Raw genomic sequence first — 20993 nt, forward strand, 5'->3', positions numbered from 1 at the left:
GTTTATTCCGGCTGCTCGGTATCGGTCTCAGGTACAGATGATTGTGGTTCTGGAGAATCTGAAGAGGGAGCAGTGCCCGGCACTTGTGTTTCAGCTTGCGCTGTCACCTCTTCATCTTTGGCATACATAGTCAGATACTGATTTTCGCAGACACTGATGGTTGTCCTGTCGGAGCCATACGTTTCGGTGCACCGCTCCATATATTCGTCATAGGACATCAGTAAACTCTCCGACTGAACATTCGCGACGAATACTCCAGAAACCACCAGCGCTGATAACATCACACTGTTCCATTTCATCTTGCTCACCTTTGTTCAAGTATGAACCGCACAGGCCCATACTTTAGAGTTAAGCAAATTAGCAGCAAATAATGATCGAATCTTGAGACAATTGACTAATTGCTGACAGTGACAGACTTCAGGCAGACTCATCTGCCGTTACATTTTCCACCTGAACTCAACAAAGTGCTCATACCGTTTTGACACTAAGTCGGTATAATGCCTTCACTTTCATAACAACTATGCCTGAATCAAATGAGTAACGTTTTTACATTTCTTAAGGGATTGGCGATGGGCGCGGCAGACGTCGTTCCCGGCGTTTCCGGCGGTACAATCGCTTTTATCACCGGTATTTACGATACACTGCTGGAAAGCATCAGACGCATCAACCCCAGCCTGATCCCGCTGTGGCGCAAACAGGGAATCCGCGCAGTGCTTACCCACATCAATGCGGGTTTTCTGATTGTGCTTCTCACCGGTATTCTCACCAGTATTCTCACCCTGGCTCGTGTGATCACCTGGATGCTGCATACGCATCCGATCCCGCTATGGTCTTTTTTCTTTGGCCTGATCCTGATTTCTGCTGTTCATATGTTTAAACAAGTTCAGCACTGGCGAATGACTCGGGTTCTGTGCATTATTGCTGGTGCAGCGTTTGCGTATGGCATCACTGTTTTACACCCTATTGATATGGCGCCGACCAGTATCAACATAGTGTTAGCAGGATCCATTGCGATTTGTGCGATGATTTTGCCCGGGATCTCCGGCAGCTTTATTTTGCTGCTGCTGGGCATGTATGGCCCTATCCTCACGGCGGCTAAATCGCTGCAACTGGGTATTCTGGGACTGTTTGCGACGGGTTGTGTGCTCGGCCTGCTGTGCTTTTCTCATATACTGTCGTGGCTGCTTCGTCATTACCGCGATCTCACGCTGACCTTCCTGACAGGCCTGATGCTCGGCACACTGAATAAAGTCTGGCCCTGGAAAGAAACCATCAGCTGGCGCACCAATTCCAGCGGAGAACAAGTGCCCCTGCTGGAGCACAACCTGTCACCCTTTAGTTTTGAACAGGTTACCGGCCAGCCAGCGCTTCTTAGCTATGCAGTCATTGCCATGCTACTCGGGATAGTGCTGGTGTGGGGACTGGAAAAATTTGCCGCGGACTAACCGCTGAATGAATGCTGAGGCTGCCATCTGGCAGCCTTTCTTTTATCGCAGCTGCGAGCGCCACAAAAAGCGTGATACCATAGCGCAGTTGATTGATAACAAGATACTTACGCGAGAAACCGATGTCCCACAAGCTTTTCTCAACGCATTGGTCAATGCCAGTAAAGCTCATTTTGGCATTCTGCTTGGGCTATGCCGCCATTGAGTGGCTGCCGGCATTCATCCGCTCTGAACCCATTTATGACAGCTCACAGGCCTGTGAGTTGAGTCAGGCAAGCTGCCTTCAGAACAATGCCAGCATCATGCTGAGCGACAATATTGTCCACCCGCTGCAACCCACCACTATGACCATTCGCTGGCCTGAGCTGCCGAAAGAGACAAACAGCCTCCTTCTTACTCTGGAAGGTCATGAAATGATGATGGGACAATATCAGCTACAATTAACCCGGCAACCGGATGACAGCTTTTCTGGTGAACTCATGCTGCCTTTCTGTACACAGGACGCTATGACCTGGCAAGGCAAGATCACCTCAGATTCCGGCTCACTTACACCTCTCTACGTTTCCCTAAGGATGACACAGTGAAATTTCAATGGATAATTTTGGCCGTAGCCTTGATTGCTGGCCTGGCCACCCGTTACCTCGTTGACAGCCATGACGACAGTGTCGCAGAAGCTCAGCAGTCGAGCGGCCAGCTCGAGAGCGGTAAAGAATCTGTCGACTTGTTCAATACCAGTGATAACCGCCTGCGCGTTGTCTACTTTGGTTTCACGCATTGCCCGGATGTCTGCCCTACATCACTGGCTATTCTGGGTGCCGCTTTGAAAGCCATCTCCCAGGATGAATTAAATAAAGTTTGGCCTGTATTTATTACTTTGGATCCAGAAAGGGATACACCTGAAAAAAGTGCTCAATACGCGCAATACTTCCATCAGAATATTACAGGTATGACGGGGACCATGGAACAAACCCAATTACTGGCGAAGAAGTATGGCGTCCTCTTTATGAAAACCAAGCAGGAAGATTCAGCATTAGAATATTCCGTCGACCACAGCTCGTACTTTTATCTGTTAAAACCCGACGGCACCTTGTTAGAAAAAGTGCCTCACACTTTAAATCCCAATATCCTGGTAGACGCTATTGACAGGAATGAACGTCTCCTGATTGAGAAATAATGAAGAAGATTTGACATATCATTCACATAGCGTGCATTGACTCAAACGGCGAAAGGCCGCATTCTTGCTGTCGTTCACGGGCTTTTTCTCGTCTTTGAGAGAATTTTTTTTGGGAAAAAAGCTTCTTGGATGAGCAATTTGAATAACATATGCCATACTAATTCTGCCGACTGATAAATTTTTACACTCGGTCTGTAGTGGCAAAACAAAGGAGAAGAAAGAAAAATGAACCGTTCATTATCTATCCTTACTGGTATCATTCTGAGTGCAACTTTGATTGGCTGTTCCAGCTCAGATGAAGTAGATCAGATGCAACAACTAACCAATAAAGTAGACATGCTTTCTGACCAAGTGGGTGCACTGCAAAGTCAGCAAGATCAGATGGCCGGCGCCGTTAACGACGCTCGTGCTTCTGCAGATGCTGCTTACCAGGAAGCAATGCGTGCTAACCAGCGTATTGACAACATGGCTAGTTCGTATCGTAAGTAACAAAAACGACAAAAAAGTGGAGCTTCACAGCTCCACTTTTTTTTGTCTGAAATTTGGCATTTGCCGGCTTGTACAAGGTTGCACGCACAAGCCAGCGGCAGTCAAAAGTTCAATGATACTGAATGTTCAATCAATCGCGACAGGCACACCGTCCTGAGATTGCAAAGCCTGAGACAAGCGTGAAATTGCCTGATTATCGCTTTCAACAGCATTAACAAGTGCATTACTTGGTTTCACGACTTTCGCCTGCCCTGCTTCAGACTCAGACTTTGACAAAGGCTGATGCACTTCAACATACAGACTGCCATCCGGTTCACGGGTTTCTTTCAACGGTTGATTAATCACCCGCACTTTGGTGCCTTTTGGGATCTGCGGGAATAACCACTCAATATCCCACGGGTTCATACGGATACACCCTGAGCTGACACGCATACCAATACCGAAGTCTTTGTTGGTACCGTGTATCAGGTATTCTCCGCGGCTGTGAGCAAGCCGCATGGCATACTCACCTAATGGGTTATCCGGGCCCGCCGGAATCACTGCCGGCAGTTCGATACCGCGTTCTTCGCGGTACTCTTTGCGAATATTCGCCGTTGGTGTCCAGGTCGGACCGACAATTTTCTGGCTGATTGACGTTGTCATCACAGGTGTTTCCCGGCCGATACGGCCGATACCAATAGGGAACACATAGACAGAATCTTTACCCGGCGGGAAATAGTACAAACGCAATTCAGCAAGGTTGATCACTATGCCTTCATGCGGTACATCAGGCAATATCAGCCTGGTCGGTATGGTCAGCATAGTGCCCGGCTCAGGCAGAAAAGGGTCAACCCCCTTGTTCGCTTCCATCACGGCTAAAAAACCCACGTCAAAGTGGTTAGCGATATCAGCGATACTCTCTTTTTCATTCTCGGGAACCTGGTAATACTCCACAGCACCGACGAGCTTGCTGCCGTCAGAAGGGAGTTGGTATTCAATAGCATTCGCACCCATTGAAGCCAGGCCAATCAGAGTACAAAGTAATGAGCGATACACGAAAGCCTCCAGATCGATGAAGTCTGTTGACATAAGCAACTGGGAGTCAGTTGATATTCCACCCAAAAAATTTGGCAACAGAACCTTAATTATTATGGCAAAGTTTGATCTTTACTCAGTAAGTGACTGTGATTTTCTTATATATGACACAAAATGTAGCTTTGATCACTTTCTGAGTTTGACTGTCAGTGTACCCAGCTCCTGCAAATACCAGGTCAGGTTTACGTCAATAAAGTGGCGGTGGGTTGTAAGCAATGGGACTTATGTAGAATTATGCGTACAAAAAAAGCGGGCATTGCCCGCTTTTTCGTTCACCCGATCCAGACTCAGGCATATTGTGCTGTCAGCAGTTTCCAGTCACGACGCTGTTGTTCCAGCCGGGCCTTTATTTCCTGATATTGCTTCACAATATCCAGATTGTCGTACTGTTCGCGAAGCGCCTGCCTTTTCACTTCAAGCAATTGTTTTCGGGTTGCATAGTACTCTGAAATTTTCTGTATCAGCACGTCATACTCTGCTTCCACTTTTTGCAGCACAACCCTGCTATCCGGCCCGGTGCTCAGGCGGGACTGAATGCGTTTAAGCATCATAGTTGCCTTCGCCTTTTCAATTTTATCTTCCGGGCAAGTACGCAGGTTGCTGGCAAGACCTAACCAGGACAGACTTCTTATAAGCCACTTAGTCGGGTCAAACTGCCACCAGCGAATCCCGTTCCTGTAGTCATTTTCAAAGATGTGATGGTAGTTATGATACCCCTCACCAAAGGTCAGAAAAGCCAGAAAACCATTGTCCCGCGCCGTATTTTTATCCGTATAAGGTTGCGAACCCCAGATATGAGCCAGAGAGTTGATAAAGAAAGTGGTGTGATGATTGAGCACCAGACGAACAACCCCAACCAGCAGTAACGCTCCCCAGATATCGCCGTGTAAAAGACCAAACAGCAGCGGTATGCCTACATTCGTCGCCACAGCCAGCGGTACGTAATACTTGTGCTGCCACATGACGATCTTATCTTTTTGTAAATCACGGCAGTTTGAGTAATCCGTGTAGCGATGTGCCTGATATTCACGCAGCATCCAGCCGATGTGGCTGTAGAAAAAACCACGCTTGGCGGAATACGGATCAACATCGTTATTATCCACATGGCGATGGTGGATCCGGTGATCAGACGACCAGTGCAGAATGCTGTTTTGCAGCGCGAATGCGCCACCAATCGCATAGATAAAACGCACAGCGGCATTTGCTTCATACGCCTTATGCGACCAGAGGCGGTGATAACCCGCCGTAATCGACAGCCCGCAGTAGCTGAACGCTGCCAGCAGCATCAGCCCTTGCTGCCAGTCAAACCCGATAAAGTAAGCATAAAGGGGTGCACCAATCGCAGCGATGGAAAAGGTAACGGTAAAGATAATCAAATTTAGCCAGATGATTGGCGGCTTTGGATGTGACATGTCATTCTCTGTCTTTCGGCGTACAAGTGTTCGCTAGAATAGCAAGCATCCCGCTCAGGTCAATCGTAAAAGTCTGAGATTTACTGTTTTACATCACAGCTTGACATTTTAAATGCAGAAATATGCGTCCAAAAAAGCTGCCAGTCGCCTTAAACCTTCACGATACAAGATCCGCTCAGCAGACTTTCCGGCTGCAGTGAATTAACTACACTTTAGGAAGCAGCTTAACGCCTACGCATGGAGACGAAACCATGATGCCCAGCTCCGAGGCTCCCTTTGAGCCGATTAACATGAACCGTGATAAACGTGTGGTGATCAATACCCAGGCACAGCACTGGATGGCATCCCCGGCAACTGGCGTGTGGCGTATTCCACTGGAACGGGAGGCGAAAGAGTCAGGTGAAGTCACCAGCCTGGTCCGTTATGAACCCAACACGCACTTTTCAAGCCATTACCATCCAAACGGCGAAGAGATCTTTGTCGTCAGCGGTATCTTTCAGGACGAGTTTGGCCACTACCCGGCAGGCACTTATATCCGTAACCCGGCGAAAACCCGGCATGCGCCTGCCAGCGACAGCGGCTGTACCTTGTATGTCAAACTGAACATGTTTCCGGAAGGCGATAGGGAACCGCTCAGGATTGATACCCATAACGCCAGATGGCAGCCCGGCCATTACCCCGGTCAGTCCGTGCTTCCGCTGCATGGCTATGGCTCAGATCGCACTGTCATCATGCAATGGCCCGCGGGGTCAACGCTACCGCCGCAAAGTTACGACGGCGGCCTGGAAGTTTATATCCTTGCTGGCAGCTTTTATGATGAATGGGGAGAATATGACGAAGGCTTCTGGCTGCGAACTCCGCCGGGCAGCTCTCATCAGCCCGCAACAAAAGATGGCTGTCTGCTGTTAGTGAAAACAGGCCATATCACTCAATAACAGTCCGGCGGTTATCACAAACTGCGGCAACCTGGCTTTCAGCCTTTTAATACCCGTGCAGATGAAATTTTTCTGATTGATTCAGGTCTCTTGTAACACATCAGTAAATTTATACCGCACATAAGGGATGCACATGCGTATTAAATCAACCCCGCCCTGGCAACTGAAGGAAAGTGATGTCACACCGGAGTCGGTTTATCACCAACGCCGCGACATTCTCAAAAAGCTGGGGATCACCCTGGCAACCCTGCCCTTAGCCACGCAAGCACAGGCCAGTGTTTTTGATATTTTTGGTGAGGACGAAAAAATACCGGATCGCCGACGTGCGCTCAACGCCCCCGACTCCACACGTTTTCACCCGGACCTGTCTTTAACACCTGAAGACAAAATTCTGAAATATAATAATTTTTATGAATTCGGTACCGACAAGTCTGATCCTGCACGCCGGGCAGCGAATTTTGTGACCGATCCATGGAAAGTGGATGTCAGCGGCATGGTTGCCCGCCCTTTCACACTCGATTATGACGACATATTTAAACGCTTCCCGATTGAAGAACGCATCTATCGCCTGCGTTGTGTCGAAGCCTGGTCGATGAACGTGCCTTGGATCGGCTTCCCGCTGGCGTCACTGCTGAGATATGCGCAGCCAACCAGTCACGCAAAATATGTCGCTTTCGAGACACTGTACGACCCGAAACAGATGCCGGGACAGGCATCTCGCCGGTTGGGTGGCGGGATAGATTACCCGTATGTTGAAGGCCTGCGAATGGACGAGGCGATGCACCCATTGACCCTGATTGCTGTCGGCTTATACGGAAAAACGCTGGCACCGCAGAACGGTGCACCGCTGCGCTTGGTGGTGCCATGGAAATACGGCTTCAAAAGCATCAAGTCTATCGTCAAAATTACCCTGACGGATAAGCAACCGCCAACTACTTGGAACCTGCTCGCTTCTAATGAGTACGGTTTCTACGCCAACGTGAATCCACAAGTGGATCACCCAAGATGGAGCCAGGCAAGTGAACGCTTTATTGGCGAGGGCAACCTGTTCAGCAGCCGTCGGCAACCGACGCTGCCATTCAACGGTTATGCCTCTGAAGTTGCGGGGCTTTATAAAGGAATGGATTTGAGGAAATTCTTTTAATGCAGAAACTGGCGCGCACCTTGCAAAGTATCCGGCTTAAGCCCGCTCACATTACTGCGTTAAAAACGCTGATTCATCTGGTGTCGATGGGCTTTCTGGCGATGCTGACTTTTCAGCTTCTGAACGGCCGGCTCGGAGCAGACCCTGTTCAGGGCCTGAGTCACTTTACGGGTAAAGCGGCGCTCAATACACTCTTTATCACTCTGCTGGTCTCCCCGGTTGCAAAGCTGCTCAAGCAAGGCGCGTTAGTGAAAGTGCGTCGGGTGCTCGGCCTTTACAGCTTTTTCTGGGCAGCCCTGCATCTTTTAGTCTATGTACTGCTGGATCTGAATCTCAACTGGTCCTTGCTGGCCAGTGAAATAGTCGAGCGGCCCTATCTGACTATAGGTGCAGTATGCTGGTTAATTCTCTTTGCCCTTGCCATTACTTCCACCCAGGGGATGCAGAGAAAATTAGGCAAGCGCTGGCAACAGCTGCACTACTGGGTATATCTGGTCGCTGTGCTGGCACCGGTTCATTACTACTGGTCAGTGAAATCCGGTATTGTGGAACCGGCACTCTATATTGCCGGGGCTTTGATGCTATTGAGTTTCCGGCGAAAAACCTTCAAGCGATGGTTACCTAAATTTCCTCAGCACACCCCTTCTGAAGAAAGATAACGCAACGCTTCTCTGGATTCATGACATATTTTCCTCACAACTCAGATCTGGCTGCTGGCTGGCAGCCAGCTCTGTGGTCTTGCTTAAGTATTTAGTCACTGCACGCTTGTCTGTTTCGGCGTAGTGAGCACCACAGAACATTTGGCTCGCTTCCATCACTCTTCCTGCTTCAGGCCGTTCGATGCCGAAAAACGGATATAATTTCAAACTAAACGCATAAGTTTGATACAGGTTCAGATTATTCAGGCACATAACCCTTTTCTGCTATGCGCTCTGGCAATATCATAGAGCGGTATACCCATTATCAATGTCGAGTCCGAACACGTGAGGTTAAGCTGTTTTTGATCAGTGAGTTAGTTGCCGTCAGTATCGAACAGTTTCAGGCTGACTGTTTACAGCTGTGTACCCAACATTACCCCACGGTGCATAACCGAGGCATGCGCGATCGTCATTTAGGCAGGCTGATGTGTCGGCGTATTCTGGCGACACTGGAAAAGGAGGGCATGACAGCCACGCTTGAACAAGTGGAATGCGATGATGTGATTATGCCTCCTGTCTTTCGGATACGGACCCGCGAAACAACCCTGTGGGTTATCGCGCACCGCCTTCAAAGCGCTAATCTGGCGCGGCGTTCAACGCTTTTCCAGGCTATCGGCCTGACGCTGGAGCAACTGACGCCAACCGGTGATCATCACTTACTGTTACTGTCTGACCATTGGTTTGACCGAAGCAAAGCCAGTAAACAACTTCCGTCCTGGTGGCTTGGTCAGATGCCGGATAATATTCAGGGCTACCTGCAGGACGGCATCAAGTTGCTACCCAGTGAATTGTCTTTAACAGGACAACTGCAGAGTCAGTTCGAACTCACCCAGGGTATTACTCAACTCCACCACCCGCTCAAACGACTGCACACGAATACCACCTTGCATCGCTACGCAGTGATGACAGCCTACTACCCCAATATCCATGCCCCAACATGCAGGCAGTGAAAGCTGGCTGATCAAAGATTCGATTCAGCCTTGATGTGCCAGACAAAAACGCCAGCTCACTGAGCTGGCGTTTTTTGATTAGGGTGACCGAATTAAATCAGGCCCAGCTCTTTCAGACGCTCCATCAGGTAGCTGTCGGCGGTATGGCGCTCTGACAAGACAACGTCAGGTTTCGGGTGCAAGAAAAGTGGCAGCGAAATACGCGATTTGGTTTTATCTGCGCCTTCAGGATTGATCACACGGTGAGTCGTAGACGGGAAATAACCGCCAGACGCTTCCTGAAGCATGTCACCAATGTTAATGATCAGGTTACCGAATTCACACGGCACATCCAGCCACTCGCCTGTTTTCGCTTTGACCTGCAGACCAGGCTCGTTGGCAGCAGGCAGCACAGTCAGCAAATTAATGTCTTCATGGGCACCGGCACGGATAGCACCCAGCTCTTCCTCACCTTTCAGAGGCGGGTAATGCAGAACGCGGAGCAAGGTTTTGTCGCTGTTCTCAATCATGCTGGATAGCGACTGCGAATACAGTGCAGATACCTCTGCAGGTGAGTGCTTTTCCACCCAGGACAGCAAGGTCGCCGCCAGCGCATTGGCCTGGGCATAATAGTTCTGTAATTCGTCTTTCAGTGTGTCAGGGCACTGGCCCCAGGGGTAATAGTGAAAGAATTCTTTGATATCTTTCTGATCATGGCCTTTCGCGGTTTCAGAGATCTCTGGCGGAAAGAAACCATCTTGCGTGTCAGCATTGAAACGAAAAGCGTATTTATCTTCAGAGTCGAAAAACGCTTGCCAGTTATGATAGATGGCGCTGACCAGCTCTTGCTGTAAGGGGTGATTTTTCAGGACACCAAAACCTGTTTCGCGCAGTGATTCAACGAAACGCTCTTGTGCATCGTCAGCGGTAAAGTCAATGGCTTCTAATTTCATTCTGTTCTTCTTTTACGGTAGGGCGTAGATTTATGCGTTAATCGCATCTTGTGACAAGGATTTTAGACCTTCAATACCGCCTGAACAACCCACAAGCCAGGGCCTGACAGAAACAGAGTGTTGATTGAAAGAAACGATTGCCCAACCGATTGCGTGTTACGAACGCCAGATACGAAAAACCCTGCCGAAGCAGGGCTTGTTTCGCAGAATTCGATGCTGATAATTCGTCATAGATCACGCATTAGCAACTCAAACTCATCCTCAGCAAGTTCGATCAGTTTAGCGAGCTCCCGGGCATCATCACTCGCCATATCCACTTGCCAGCGTACACATTCACCACCGACATGATCTCGACAAACTAACTCAGTTTTTTTGCCATTTGACAGAAACGAAAGTTCTTCAAACTCAGCCAAAAACTTATCGTGTTCTTCCATAATTTCAACTTCAAGAAAACCAGTAGGTATAACCTTCACATCCAAATGGTATCCTTTACCGCCTGGTAACAGGTACTGCCGGTGTTCAGCTAACATCCTCCTTTCCTCCACTCAGTTGACTCGCAATTAAAAGTGTAGTCAAAGATTCAGTTACGCGAGTAAATTCTTCCCAAATCAGAGCTACCCTAAGCTTAGGAAAAATAATACTTTTTTCTTATGCAGCCAGAAAAGGATCGATCGGTATCAATCACGATAATTGGCTGAATCTGCCACTCGTTTTAAGTCATCATCTGCTCACTCAATACTTTGTTATCAGGCATCAATTACTTATTCAAAATCATTATCAGCGGTACATCCGCCATCATGTTGCTGTACACGTTTCGATGATCGACGGTCATCGTTTCTTCATATGAGTGAAGCCGTTACATTTTCAGATGCGTGATACATTTTTGAGACTGTCGCCCTATATAAAAAATATGGTTATAAAATTTGATATCCAAATGAAAACTTGATCCTTACAAAAACGAACCATTCTTATTTCCGGGTTTATCAATTATTCCATATTCCAACTCAATACAAACCACAGATATGCCCCGATTTCAGATAATAAGTGCGACATTCATGGGAAGGTGTAGAAGAGGAAGCCAACTGCTGAAAGTGGTACGCTCTTCTCGCCAAAGAAACAAGCAGTACTACCATGAATTATCAGCAGTTGACCGAGGGCAGAAGATACCAGATTTCTGCTCTTTTGGAACGGGGAATTTCGGTTTCTGAAATAGCTAAAACAGTTCAGTTCCATCGCTCTACGGTATACCGGGAGCTTAAACGCGGCCGCAAAGGCAGTCATTATTGCCCAAACGAAGCCCAGGCGTTATCAATCAAAAAACGCACATCAGCGCGTAAATACCGAATACCTCAGGAGCGTGTTGATTTTATCCGCCTCCTTTTAGAAGCGGATTGGAGTCCAGAGCAGATTTCCAGTGTATTAACGAAAATCGGTGCCGCTGTCAGCCATGAGTGGATCTACCGATTTGTTGCGCAGGATAAGCGCTTGGGTGGCAAGTTATATCGCCACTTGAGGCAAGGACACAAGCGGTATCGTCGCGGTAAAAAAGAGAAAGCGCCAGCGATCAAGAATGCTGTTTCGATCGATGATAGGCCAAGCATCGTTGACAGTAAGGAGCGATTTGGTGATTGGGAAATCGACACCGTATTAGGCAAGCACGGCACTGGAGCTATGGTGACTATTTTAGAGCGTAAAACACGATTTTACGTGGTAAAGAAAGTGCCCTCTAAGTCAGCAGATGATGTTACCAAAGCCACAATAGAACTACTGATGCCTTATAAGAAACATGTCCATACCATCACGGCAGATAACGGGAGAGAATTTGCCGGTCATGAAACCATCGCAAAGGAGTTGGAGGCTGATGTGTACTTTGCTCACCCTTACAGCTCTTGGGAACGTGGAGCTAATGGTCTTTTAAGGCAATATGTGAAGAAAGGAACCGACCTAACAGCGGTAACAGACAGCGATATTGAATTCGCTTTATCGCGGATAAATTATCGTCCAAGAAAGTGTTTAGGCTTCAAGCAGCCAGCCATTGTATTTGAAGAAATGGCTTTGGCTGCTTGATATTGGAGAGTGTCGCACTTCGAAGTTGAATTCGGGGCTTTTTACCCATCCAACTGATTTTTATGCTATATCTGTAATAACTGAATGTGCAAAAAGGATAATAAAACAGTCAAATCAGCCTGATATGTTATGAGGGACTTTCTGCAATAACTACTCCCATACTGGCTCGCAGAATTTGTAGACGGAAAGATGCATAAATTGAATTTCATGGAGTGATGTGTTGTGACCTACCCTTTTGTTTCTGCTGTAATTCCTGCCAAAGATGAATCAATGAACCTTCCAACGCTGCTGGGTGAAATCAAATCTGCACTGACCGCTCACTGCCAGTACGAGATTATCGTTGTTGATGACGGCAGCAGTGACAATACCTATGCCGTATGTGAAGAATGGGGACAGAAGCACCCTGATGCGGCATTAACCGTTGTTCGTCACCAGCATTCTGTTGGACAAAGTACCGCTCTGTTGACGGCGGTAAATCAGGCAAAGGGAAAGTGGATAGTCACGCTGGATGGCGACGGGCAAAATGACCCGGCAGATATTCCGGCGTTGCTGGAAGCAGCGTCCAAGCAGGATAATCCGCATTTTTGTATTGCAGGCTATCGCAAAAAACGTCAGGACACAGAATGGAAGCGCTTTCAGTCCAGATTTGCCAATGCCATTCGTCAGGCTGTACTCAAAGATGGCGTCAAAGATACAGGCTGCGGCCTGAAACTGATTCCTCGTAATAGTTATCTTGCGCTTCCATATTTCGACCACATGCATCGTTTTTTACCAGCACTGATCCGCCGTGTTGAGGGACACATTGATGTGGTGCCAGTCAACCACAGAGGTCGCTGGGGAGGCACATCAAAATACACTGCCCTCAACCGTGCCTGGGTCGGCTTAATTGATATGTGTGGCGTGGTATGGCTCAGCCATCGCGCGAAAAGTCCACGCGTAGAAAAAATCAGCCAACAGGCACCCCATGAATAAGCTGTATGTCAAAGTGGCAGTGACCTTGGTTTGCCTTCTGGCTCTTTACATGGTCATTCGCAATGACTGGATACCGTCATTCACTGATCATCATCTTATTGCTCACTGGCTAGACCATGCCGGACCACTGAAATGGCTGTCCCTTTACGTATCCGCAACTGTTTTTATTGCAATAGGCGGGCCGCGTCAGGCCATCGCATTTTTGTTTGGCTTTTTGTTTAGTGGGACACTTGGCATAGTGATCGCTTTGCTGGTGACTCTGACAGGTTCGATGGGCTGCTTCCTTGTGGCAAGGCATATCATCGGCCCGTTACTTGAACAACGCTTTTCCAAGTATCTGCGTTTGTTCGAGAAATCCTTGCTTCGTGACCCGGTCAAGAAAATTCTCATTATTCGTTTGCTCCCTATCGGCAGCAACCTTTTTACCAACTTGTTTTCTGGTGCTTGTAAGCTTAAAACTGGCGCTTTCGTAACAGGCTCTCTTTTAGGCTTTTTACCGCAAACCGCTGTATTTGCTATGGCTGGCTCAGGCGTAAGGCTGTCAGACCATAACCAGATGACCATCAGTATTGTGCTCTTTGTTCTATCCAGTGCATTAGGGATCTATCTGTACTTCAACCGGGAAAAATCGACCAGGGACGCTACGCATGCCATCAAATCAGGTTCAAAGCCATACGATCAATGAATCGAGACATCTGTGGGATAACCTTAGCATCCTGCTGTTTGCAATAGCGATTATCCTGCTCTTCTGGGGAATTGGCTGGCGGGCTCCCTGGCCTGCTGACGAGCCACGTTTTGCCGAAGTTGCCAGAGAAATGGTCGCGACCGGACACTGGTTTTTTCCAATGCGAGGGGGTGAGTTATACCCGGACAAACCGCCTGTCTTCATGTGGAGCATCGCTTTTTTTTACTGGATAACAGGCAATTTAAAAGTCTCTTTCCTGCTGCCGAACGCATTATGTGGCTTGTTAACGTTAGTGCTGGTCTGGGATGTAGCCCGCAGATTATGGAATGTTAAAACGGCAAGAACAGCCCTTTTCCTGCTGTTACTGGCGCCTCAGTTTTTGATTCAGGCAAAAAATGCCCAAATCGATGCCATGGTTGCCTGCTGGATTACCCTATCCTGCTATTGTCTTATACGTCACTTTTTCATATCGCCAAACTGGCGATTATATTTTCTGGCCTGGGCGGTGATGGGGCTCGGCGTAATCACAAAAGGGGTGGGATTTTTACCCATGTTCATGCTCATCCCAATTGCTGTCTATGCCTTTCCGCAACGTCATGCACTATCTGGAGCGTTTGCTAAAAAAGCCTGGTTTGGACCACTGGTGATGTTAGCCATTATTGCAGCCTGGTTGATCCCTCTTCTTATCCTGACCGGCACCAGTGATGACCCGCAATTTCAGGCATATCGGGATAACATTTTGTTCAGGCAGACAGCCGAACGCTATGCAAATTCGCTGGGACATCTGCAACCCTGGCATTACTATATTTCGTCTGTGATCCCGGCATTCTGGTTTCCATTGCCTTTTATGATCATTGCTTTCTGGAAACCCTTACGCGAGTCCTGGAAACAGTACCCCATTGTTTGGGTGCTGCTGAGTTGGGTTGTTCTGGTGGTTATTTTCTTCAGCATTAGCCCCGGGAAACGCGGTGTCTATGTTCTTCCCGCTTTACCTATGCTGGCACTGGCGCTTAGCCCGGCCGTTAACCTTCTGGACAACAAGCGGTGGCTCCATTGGCTGATTATGGGTGTGTTGACCCTGATTGGCGTCGTATTGTTTATCGGCGGTATCGCGGGTATCGCTGGGCTAGAAAAAGCCGTTCGCGAGCTTGAAGAACAGACTTTACAAGCCGGTGTCATGCTTTGCATCACAGGTGGGATATGGCTGGCGACACTCTGGTACAGACGCGATCGTAACGCCTATCTGACCATGGGATCATTACTCGCAGTCACCTGGCTTATTTTTGCCAGTTGGGGATATCATTTACTGGATCCAAACCGTACCCCAAAGGCTATGATGGCAGAGATTGCTCACAGTGTCGGTCATGATTCTGAACTCGGTTTAGTCAATTTCAAAGAGCAGCACATACTCTTTTCGCCACAAACCGTCACCCATTTCAGCTACCTTGCCCCGATTGCCGAACAGGAACAACGCGCCTGGAAATGGCTGCACGAAGCGCCGGATCGCTTTATTCTGATCCCGGATTCTGCGGAGGTCAGTTGCTTTATCATGAGCAAAGGAAGGGATATGGGCCTGGCCCATCGACGTCATTGGATTCTGTTTGATCCGTCATCTGCAGAACCAGACTGTGAACCACCCAAATCAATGAGGAAGTTCGTCACTCAGCGGCCGTATCCCTGGTAATAACTTCCCTGCAACGGACGAAAATATACACTAGCTAATGACAATAGCACCGTAGCCAACAAGGTGATGAATAAAAATGTAAGAAACAGATTCATTTGCTCCTGATTAACTTCTGACTATTTATGCTCAACTTAGGTTCTGCATAGATGGCATGAGACTCACTGACCAAACCACTTTTCATGCTATATTGAACCATTTGGTAACGGCAACGACAGCCACCTTCATCCAATACATGGAATTTCCCTATGACAGAAAGCCACTCCGCTCAAATATCTGCTTCACGATACATCGATTTCCGCTCTGACACTGTCACACGACCTTCTCTGTCCATGCGTCAGGCAATGGCCAATGCTGCCGTTGGTGATGATGTTTACGGGGATGATCCGACAGTCAATGAGCTGGAACTCTGGGCTGCAGAGCGACATGGTTTTGAAGCCGCCCTTTTTTGCAGCTCCGGCACGCAGGCCAACTTACTGGGACTGATCGCTCACTGCGAACGCGGGGATGAATACCTGTGCGGGCAGCAGGCGCACAACTACAAGTTTGAAGGCGGCGGCGCGGCGGTGCTGGGCTCAATTCAGCCGCAACCGATCGAGAACCTGCCAGACGGAACACTGCCTTTTGATAAGCTGGCTGCTGCGATCAAGCCGGACGACAGCCACTTCGCACGTACCAGACTGCTCAGTCTGGAAAATACGATTAACGGCAAGGTGCTTCCGCTGTCCTATCTGGCTGAAGCCAGAGCTTTTGTGGATCAACACGGCCTCTCGCTGCACCTGGATGGTGCCCGGGTTTACAACGCTGTGGCAGCGCTGGATGTTGATATCACCGAAATAGTCAAATACTTCGATTCGTTTACGATTTGCCTGTCGAAAGGGCTGGGCGCACCTGTGGGTTCGCTGTTACTTGGCAATAAAGAATTCATCAAAAAAGCCAGACGCTGGCGCAAAGTGCTGGGTGGCGGCATGCGCCAGGCAGGTATTCTGGCCGCAGCGGGTAAAATCGCACTTCAGGAAAATGCGGCCCGCCTGAAAGAAGACCATGACAATGCCCGTTATTTAGCAGAGCAGTTAAACACTGTGCCGGGATTCAGCACTAAACCAGAATTGGTAGCAACCAATATTCTGTTCGCTAAAGTGGACGATGGCATTAATCAGACGCAATTGCTTTCAACACTGAAAGAAAAAGGGATCCTCCTGAGTCAGGGAAATCCAATGCGTTTGGTGACCCACCTGGATGTAAACCGTGAAGATATTGACTCTCTGATCTCTGAGTTGAAGACACTACTGTAACGTCCCCTGTCCTGCCGCAATCCATACGTTGCGGCAGGTCATAGCTACTTGCTCCGTTTACCGGTCAACATGCCCCGCAGATAATTATTTCCGGTCAGTTTAGTCATGACGAGTACCGCAGCAACATGCAGAATAACCGCGGCCAATGTCATGTTAACTAAGAATTCATGGATCTCTTCAAACAATTTTTTGGCATCAAATAGTTTTTCGTGTGCAGCCCAACCTGATAAGGCACACAATAATAATGCCCCCCAAAGGAACCACACCATCATGGCCCCTAACGGGTTATGCCCATGGTGATCATCTTTTTTTGTTTGCACCAACTCATTAATATGCAGCCGCGCTTTCTCAACAGACGGTTTGAAACTGCTCAGTCTTGCCGCACCATCGACTCTGCTTCCCCAAAGCAATCGCGCAACTATGAGCATTACCATGGCATAGCCCACCCATTCATGGATATCTCCGCCTTCTTTGGTAAAAAAGAAATTAGTAAAAAAAAGAGCCGCTACGGACCAATGTATAAACCTGACGAATCGATCCCATAAAATGCCAGTCTGATCTTGAGTAGCCATTTCGGGTTCCTTCAGAATTCAAAAGTTAAACACATTGATAGAGTATTCACGGGTTATCTTAAGAAAAGCTTAAGAAAACACGATTATCCAGATATCCAAGCCAAGTCAGAATCAATCACACATCTTAAGCTTCTCTTAAGTTTCATCCTCCATATTTCAAGCATCAAAGAACAATACAGTTAATTAATATGCTATTTTCAATAAAAAACTTGCTCCAGAACCGTATCACATTGAGCATGAATCTCTTTATTTTATTGCTTGCATTTTACTATGCATTTGTTTTCAATATTCCTTTAACAACAAAGATATACCAACTCAGCCAGTACCAGATGACGCCCTTTGTCATTAGCGTGCCATTTCTTTTGTTTTTTTGTTTTATCATTATTTTTTCTTTTGTATGTCAACCATTTATTTACAAACCCGCTTCGATACTCTTGTTAACCACCTCTTCTATTGCGCTTTATGCGTCTATGAAATATCGAGTGATGTTTGACTACAGCATGATAGAAAATATTTTTGAGACTAACTCAAGTGAAGCTAACTCCTACGTAAACACACACTCTTCATTTTACTTCTTGTTTTTCGGGCTGGCGCCATCTCTGATGATATTTTTAACTGACATTACCTATTCAGAGTCTATATTAAAGGAAGCTCTTAAACGATTGATACTGATTTTGTGCGCGTTAATTGGTATTTTTATGATCGCCGTATTTTTTTACAAAGACTTTGCTTCAGTCGGAAGAAATAACTCTTATTTAAATAAGATGATTAATCCCGCTCATGTTTATAACACATTTAAATACATCAATCGCACATATTTAACGTTTCCTGAAACGTACCTGAACATAGGTAAAGATGCAAAACTGGAACCCTCAGATAACAAAAAAGACACTCTCTTCGTTGTTGTGTTAGGTGAAACAGCACGCTCAATGAATTTTCACTACAACGGATATCAACGAAACACTAATCCTTACACAGCCGATATGGGGTTGATTTCATTCCAACAAGTCTCCTCTTGTGGCACAGCAACTGCAGTTTCGGTACCCTGTATGTTTTCTAATATGAATCGTTCCGATTACACGAAGAGCAAAGCCACTAATCAAGACAACGTCATGGATGTTATTGGGCATGCGGGTGTGAACTTACTATGGAAAGACAATGATGGTGGTGACAAAGGTGTTGCCAGGAATTTTGCAAAAATTAGTACCAACCCGATACAAGATAGCCCTCTCTGTGACGGTGATACTTGCCATGATGAGATTCTTTTGACTGACTTAGATAAAGAAATTGCTGATCGTCCAGGCAGCAAACTTATCACTTTACATACAATCGGCAGTCACGGACCAACCTATTATCAACGCTACCCAAAATCGATGACTTTATTTACACCTGCTTGTGAAAGAAAAGACATTGAAAAGTGTTCAGATGCAGAGATTCGTAATACGTATGATAACACTATTGCCTATACAGATTATTTTTTATCAAAGCTGATCACTAAGCTGAAAACCTATCAGAATAAATATAATGTTGCCATGATGTATATTTCAGACCACGGTGAATCACTGGGTGAAAATGGCTTATACTTACACGGCACGCCATATACTATTGCACCCAGTGAGCAAACAACCGTGCCTTGGTTAATGTGGCTCCCAGACCAATACGCTGATGCAAAAGGTATCGATAAAAACTGTCTTACAAACCTGGCTAAAAATAGTCATTTGTCTCAGGATAATTTCTTCCATACCCTAATTGGCTTGTATGGTGTCACTACATCGGCAAAAAATCCGGAGCTGGATATCACTGTAACCTGTAAACGTTCGTGACAAGATCAAAAGGGGTTAGCTTTAACAGTAACCCCTTTTGATACTAACCAAATTCAGCAGAATTCATCATTAAGTGAACTACAATACTCAATACATACCCCAGTGCGATAACCGGTGTCCACTTGAGATGACCAAAGAAGGTATACTTACCGTGAGCAGCACCCATCAGAGCAACACCGGCGGCAGAACCAATCGACAACAAACTGCCGCCAACGCCCGCCGTTAAAGTGACTAACAACCAGTTGCCAATCGACATATCCGGGTTCATGGTCAGCACAGCAAACATAACCGGAATATTATCAATCACAGCGGAAAGAACACCGACGAAAATATTGGCCCACATAGGATCCCATTGTGTATACATCAGGTGCGAAGCCACACTCAGATACCCCAACAGGCTCAGGCCTCCGACACACATCACCACACCATAGAAAAACAGCAGGGTATCCCACTCCGCCATCGATATTCGTCTGAATACATCAAAGGGCACCACAGAGCCGAGACGTTCCAGCGCCGCACTGTCATTATTGGCCATGGCTATTGCTCGTTTTTTCTCCAGTGAACGCGGCAAGGTTTTTTGCAGAAAGAAACCAAACAAAGAGAGATAAGCCAGCCCCATCATCATCCCCATGACCGGTGGAAAGTGCAGATAAGCATGGAAACCAACCGCCGTCAGTATCGTCAGCAAGAACAGAATCACGATACGCCGTGCCCCTCGTTTTAGTTCCACGTACTCGCTGATGGTGTCAGGTTTGGTGCGCGGCACAAAGAAAGACATGATTAACGCTGGCACCACATAATTCACCAGCGCAGGAACAAATAACTCAAAAAACTGGGTGAACCGAACCAGACCGGCCTGCCAGACCATCAGCGTGGTGATATCACCAAACGGGCTGAATGCACCGCCCGCATTGGCAGCCACGACGATATTGATGCAGGCAAGATTGATAAAACGGGTGTTCTCCCCGCCTACTTTCATGACCACGGCACACATCAGTAACGCCGTGGTCAGGTTGTCGGCAACCGGAGAGATAAAAAATGCCAGAAACCCTGTCAGCCAGAACAGCGTTCTAAAGTTAAACCCTTTACTGACCATCCAGCCTTGTAGGGCATCAAACAGTCGTCGCTCTTCCATGGCGCTGATGTACGTCATTGCCACCAGCAAGAACAACATCAGCTCGGCGTATTCGAGTAAATTATTCTCAAGCGCAATATGTGCCGTCTCAATCGCGCCCTGCTCTTTATAAGCAAAACCAATCATGATCCAGATGATACCTGCCGCCAGCAGCATAGGTTTTGACTTGCGAAGCTGCAGATATTCTTCCGCCATCACCAACCCATATGCCACCACAAATATCAGAATGGCGATATAGCCGATAGTCGTCCGGGTCAGATCCAAGCCCGTACCGTCGGTACTGGCACTGGCTAAAAAGGGGCATCCGAGCAAGATCAGAAAAAGGACAAAGTAAGACACATTTTTACGCATTCTCTACTCCATGAGACAACACACTCAACAAACAGTACACTGTTGCATTTTTTATATTGTGGTTCAGAACAGCAATAATGCGATGAAATTACTCAAAAATTTGTGGTGCTTCACTCTTCGCAGAGACAACCGTTTAATGAAAAAAAGAAAGGGACCCAA

The 20993-nt window shown here is 47.3% G+C and carries 22 protein-coding genes; 14 read left to right on the forward strand and 8 right to left on the reverse strand.

Annotated elements, in window-relative coordinates; all coding sequences use genetic code 11:
- Positions 1-2: 2 nt before the first annotated feature.
- Complete coding sequence (locus tag P0Y67_RS02245; RefSeq protein WP_342390567.1) at positions 3-299, reverse strand: hypothetical protein; 297 nt, start codon at positions 297-299, stop codon at positions 3-5.
- A gap of 234 nt (positions 300-533) precedes the next feature.
- Here P0Y67_RS02245 and P0Y67_RS02250 point away from each other — a divergent pair, with 234 nt between their 5' ends.
- The 4 genes from P0Y67_RS02250 (at position 534) to P0Y67_RS02265 (ending at position 3108) form a co-directional block, all read left to right on the forward strand.
- On the forward strand, positions 534-1445 hold the full coding sequence (locus P0Y67_RS02250) for a DUF368 domain-containing protein (RefSeq protein WP_342390568.1): 912 nt from the start codon (positions 534-536) through the stop codon (positions 1443-1445).
- A 155-nt stretch (positions 1446-1600) separates the two neighbouring features.
- On the forward strand, positions 1601-2029 hold the full coding sequence (locus P0Y67_RS02255; protein ID WP_342390569.1) for a hypothetical protein: 429 nt from the start codon (positions 1601-1603) through the stop codon (positions 2027-2029).
- A complete protein-coding gene (locus tag P0Y67_RS02260; protein ID WP_342390570.1) occupies positions 2026-2619 on the forward strand; it encodes an SCO family protein in 594 nt (197 codons plus the stop codon). Before P0Y67_RS02255 ends, P0Y67_RS02260 begins: the two co-directional genes overlap by 4 nt.
- 225 nt (positions 2620-2844) lie before the next feature.
- Positions 2845-3108 (forward strand): Lpp/OprI family alanine-zipper lipoprotein, encoded by a 264-nt coding sequence (locus P0Y67_RS02265; RefSeq protein ID WP_027251090.1) that lies wholly within the window; start codon positions 2845-2847, stop codon positions 3106-3108.
- 126 nt (positions 3109-3234) lie between these two features.
- Here the strand turns inward: P0Y67_RS02265 and P0Y67_RS02270 are convergent, their stop codons facing one another.
- Positions 3235-4176, reverse strand: coding sequence for a L,D-transpeptidase family protein (locus P0Y67_RS02270; protein WP_446728789.1), 942 nt, complete (start codon positions 4174-4176; stop codon positions 3235-3237).
- A gap of 293 nt (positions 4177-4469) precedes the next feature.
- Complete coding sequence (locus P0Y67_RS02275) at positions 4470-5594, reverse strand: fatty acid desaturase (RefSeq protein WP_342390571.1); 1125 nt, start codon at positions 5592-5594, stop codon at positions 4470-4472.
- Positions 5595-5845: 251 nt separating this feature from the next.
- Between P0Y67_RS02275 and P0Y67_RS02280 the strand changes: the two genes are divergently transcribed.
- The 3 genes from P0Y67_RS02280 (at position 5846) to msrQ (ending at position 8332) form a co-directional block, all read left to right on the forward strand.
- Positions 5846-6529 carry a cupin domain-containing protein gene (locus tag P0Y67_RS02280; protein WP_342390572.1) on the forward strand — a complete coding sequence of 228 codons (684 nt, stop codon included), beginning with the start codon at positions 5846-5848 and terminating at the stop codon, positions 6527-6529.
- Positions 6530-6662: 133 nt separating this feature from the next.
- A complete protein-coding gene (gene msrP / locus P0Y67_RS02285; RefSeq protein WP_342390573.1) occupies positions 6663-7673 on the forward strand; it encodes a protein-methionine-sulfoxide reductase catalytic subunit MsrP in 1011 nt (336 codons plus the stop codon).
- A complete protein-coding gene (gene msrQ / locus P0Y67_RS02290; protein ID WP_342390574.1) occupies positions 7673-8332 on the forward strand; it encodes a protein-methionine-sulfoxide reductase heme-binding subunit MsrQ in 660 nt (219 codons plus the stop codon). The genes msrP and msrQ overlap by 1 nt, the downstream gene beginning before the upstream one ends.
- 18 nt (positions 8333-8350) lie before the next feature.
- On the opposite strand, the gene P0Y67_RS02295 is transcribed toward msrQ, so the two are convergent.
- Positions 8351-8584 carry a hypothetical protein gene (locus P0Y67_RS02295; protein WP_342390575.1) on the reverse strand — a complete coding sequence of 78 codons (234 nt, stop codon included), beginning with the start codon at positions 8582-8584 and terminating at the stop codon, positions 8351-8353.
- 89 nt (positions 8585-8673) lie between these two features.
- On the opposite strand from P0Y67_RS02295, the gene P0Y67_RS02300 reads away from it, so the two are divergent.
- A complete protein-coding gene (locus P0Y67_RS02300) occupies positions 8674-9321 on the forward strand; it encodes a hypothetical protein (protein WP_342390576.1) in 648 nt (215 codons plus the stop codon).
- A gap of 92 nt (positions 9322-9413) precedes the next feature.
- Here the strand turns inward: P0Y67_RS02300 and P0Y67_RS02305 are convergent, their stop codons facing one another.
- Both P0Y67_RS02305 and P0Y67_RS02310 read right to left on the reverse strand, forming a co-directional pair.
- Positions 9414-10253, reverse strand: a complete 840-nt coding sequence (locus tag P0Y67_RS02305) for an isopenicillin N synthase family dioxygenase (RefSeq protein ID WP_342390577.1) — start codon at positions 10251-10253, stop codon at positions 9414-9416.
- A gap of 227 nt (positions 10254-10480) precedes the next feature.
- Positions 10481-10783, reverse strand: coding sequence for a hypothetical protein (locus tag P0Y67_RS02310; RefSeq protein WP_027251082.1), 303 nt, complete (start codon positions 10781-10783; stop codon positions 10481-10483).
- A gap of 601 nt (positions 10784-11384) precedes the next feature.
- Here P0Y67_RS02310 and P0Y67_RS02315 point away from each other — a divergent pair.
- The 5 genes from P0Y67_RS02315 (at position 11385) to ltaE (ending at position 16953) form a co-directional block, all read left to right on the forward strand.
- A complete protein-coding gene (locus P0Y67_RS02315) occupies positions 11385-12320 on the forward strand; it encodes an IS30 family transposase (RefSeq protein WP_342390578.1) in 936 nt (311 codons plus the stop codon).
- Between the two features lie 222 nt (positions 12321-12542).
- On the forward strand, positions 12543-13292 hold the full coding sequence (locus P0Y67_RS02320) for a glycosyltransferase family 2 protein (protein WP_342390579.1): 750 nt from the start codon (positions 12543-12545) through the stop codon (positions 13290-13292).
- The gene (locus tag P0Y67_RS02325) at positions 13285-13977 is read left to right on the forward strand and encodes a TVP38/TMEM64 family protein (RefSeq protein WP_342390580.1); all 693 of its coding nucleotides are present in this window, start codon (positions 13285-13287) and stop codon (positions 13975-13977) included. Before P0Y67_RS02320 ends, P0Y67_RS02325 begins: the two co-directional genes overlap by 8 nt.
- Positions 13940-15661, forward strand: coding sequence for an ArnT family glycosyltransferase (locus tag P0Y67_RS02330; RefSeq protein ID WP_342390581.1), 1722 nt, complete (start codon positions 13940-13942; stop codon positions 15659-15661). Before P0Y67_RS02325 ends, P0Y67_RS02330 begins: the two co-directional genes overlap by 38 nt.
- A 287-nt stretch (positions 15662-15948) precedes the next feature.
- Positions 15949-16953 carry a low-specificity L-threonine aldolase gene (gene ltaE / locus P0Y67_RS02335; protein ID WP_342390642.1) on the forward strand — a complete coding sequence of 335 codons (1005 nt, stop codon included), beginning with the start codon at positions 15949-15951 and terminating at the stop codon, positions 16951-16953.
- A 44-nt stretch (positions 16954-16997) separates the two neighbouring features.
- Here ltaE and P0Y67_RS02340 read toward each other — a convergent pair whose 3' ends face one another.
- Complete coding sequence (locus P0Y67_RS02340; RefSeq protein ID WP_342390582.1) at positions 16998-17525, reverse strand: cytochrome b/b6 domain-containing protein; 528 nt, start codon at positions 17523-17525, stop codon at positions 16998-17000.
- Positions 17526-17761: 236 nt separating this feature from the next.
- On the opposite strand from P0Y67_RS02340, the gene P0Y67_RS02345 reads away from it, so the two are divergent.
- Entirely contained in the window at positions 17762-19348 is a 1587-nt protein-coding gene (locus P0Y67_RS02345; protein WP_342390583.1) for a phosphoethanolamine transferase, read from the forward strand.
- A gap of 43 nt (positions 19349-19391) precedes the next feature.
- Here the strand turns inward: P0Y67_RS02345 and nhaD are convergent, their stop codons facing one another.
- Positions 19392-20834, reverse strand: a complete 1443-nt coding sequence (gene nhaD, locus P0Y67_RS02350; protein ID WP_342390584.1) for a sodium:proton antiporter NhaD — start codon at positions 20832-20834, stop codon at positions 19392-19394.
- Positions 20835-20993: the final 159 nt, after the last annotated feature.

This window comes from Photobacterium sp. SP02 (assembly GCF_038519165.1).
GTDB lineage: Bacteria > Pseudomonadota > Gammaproteobacteria > Enterobacterales > Vibrionaceae > Photobacterium > Photobacterium halotolerans.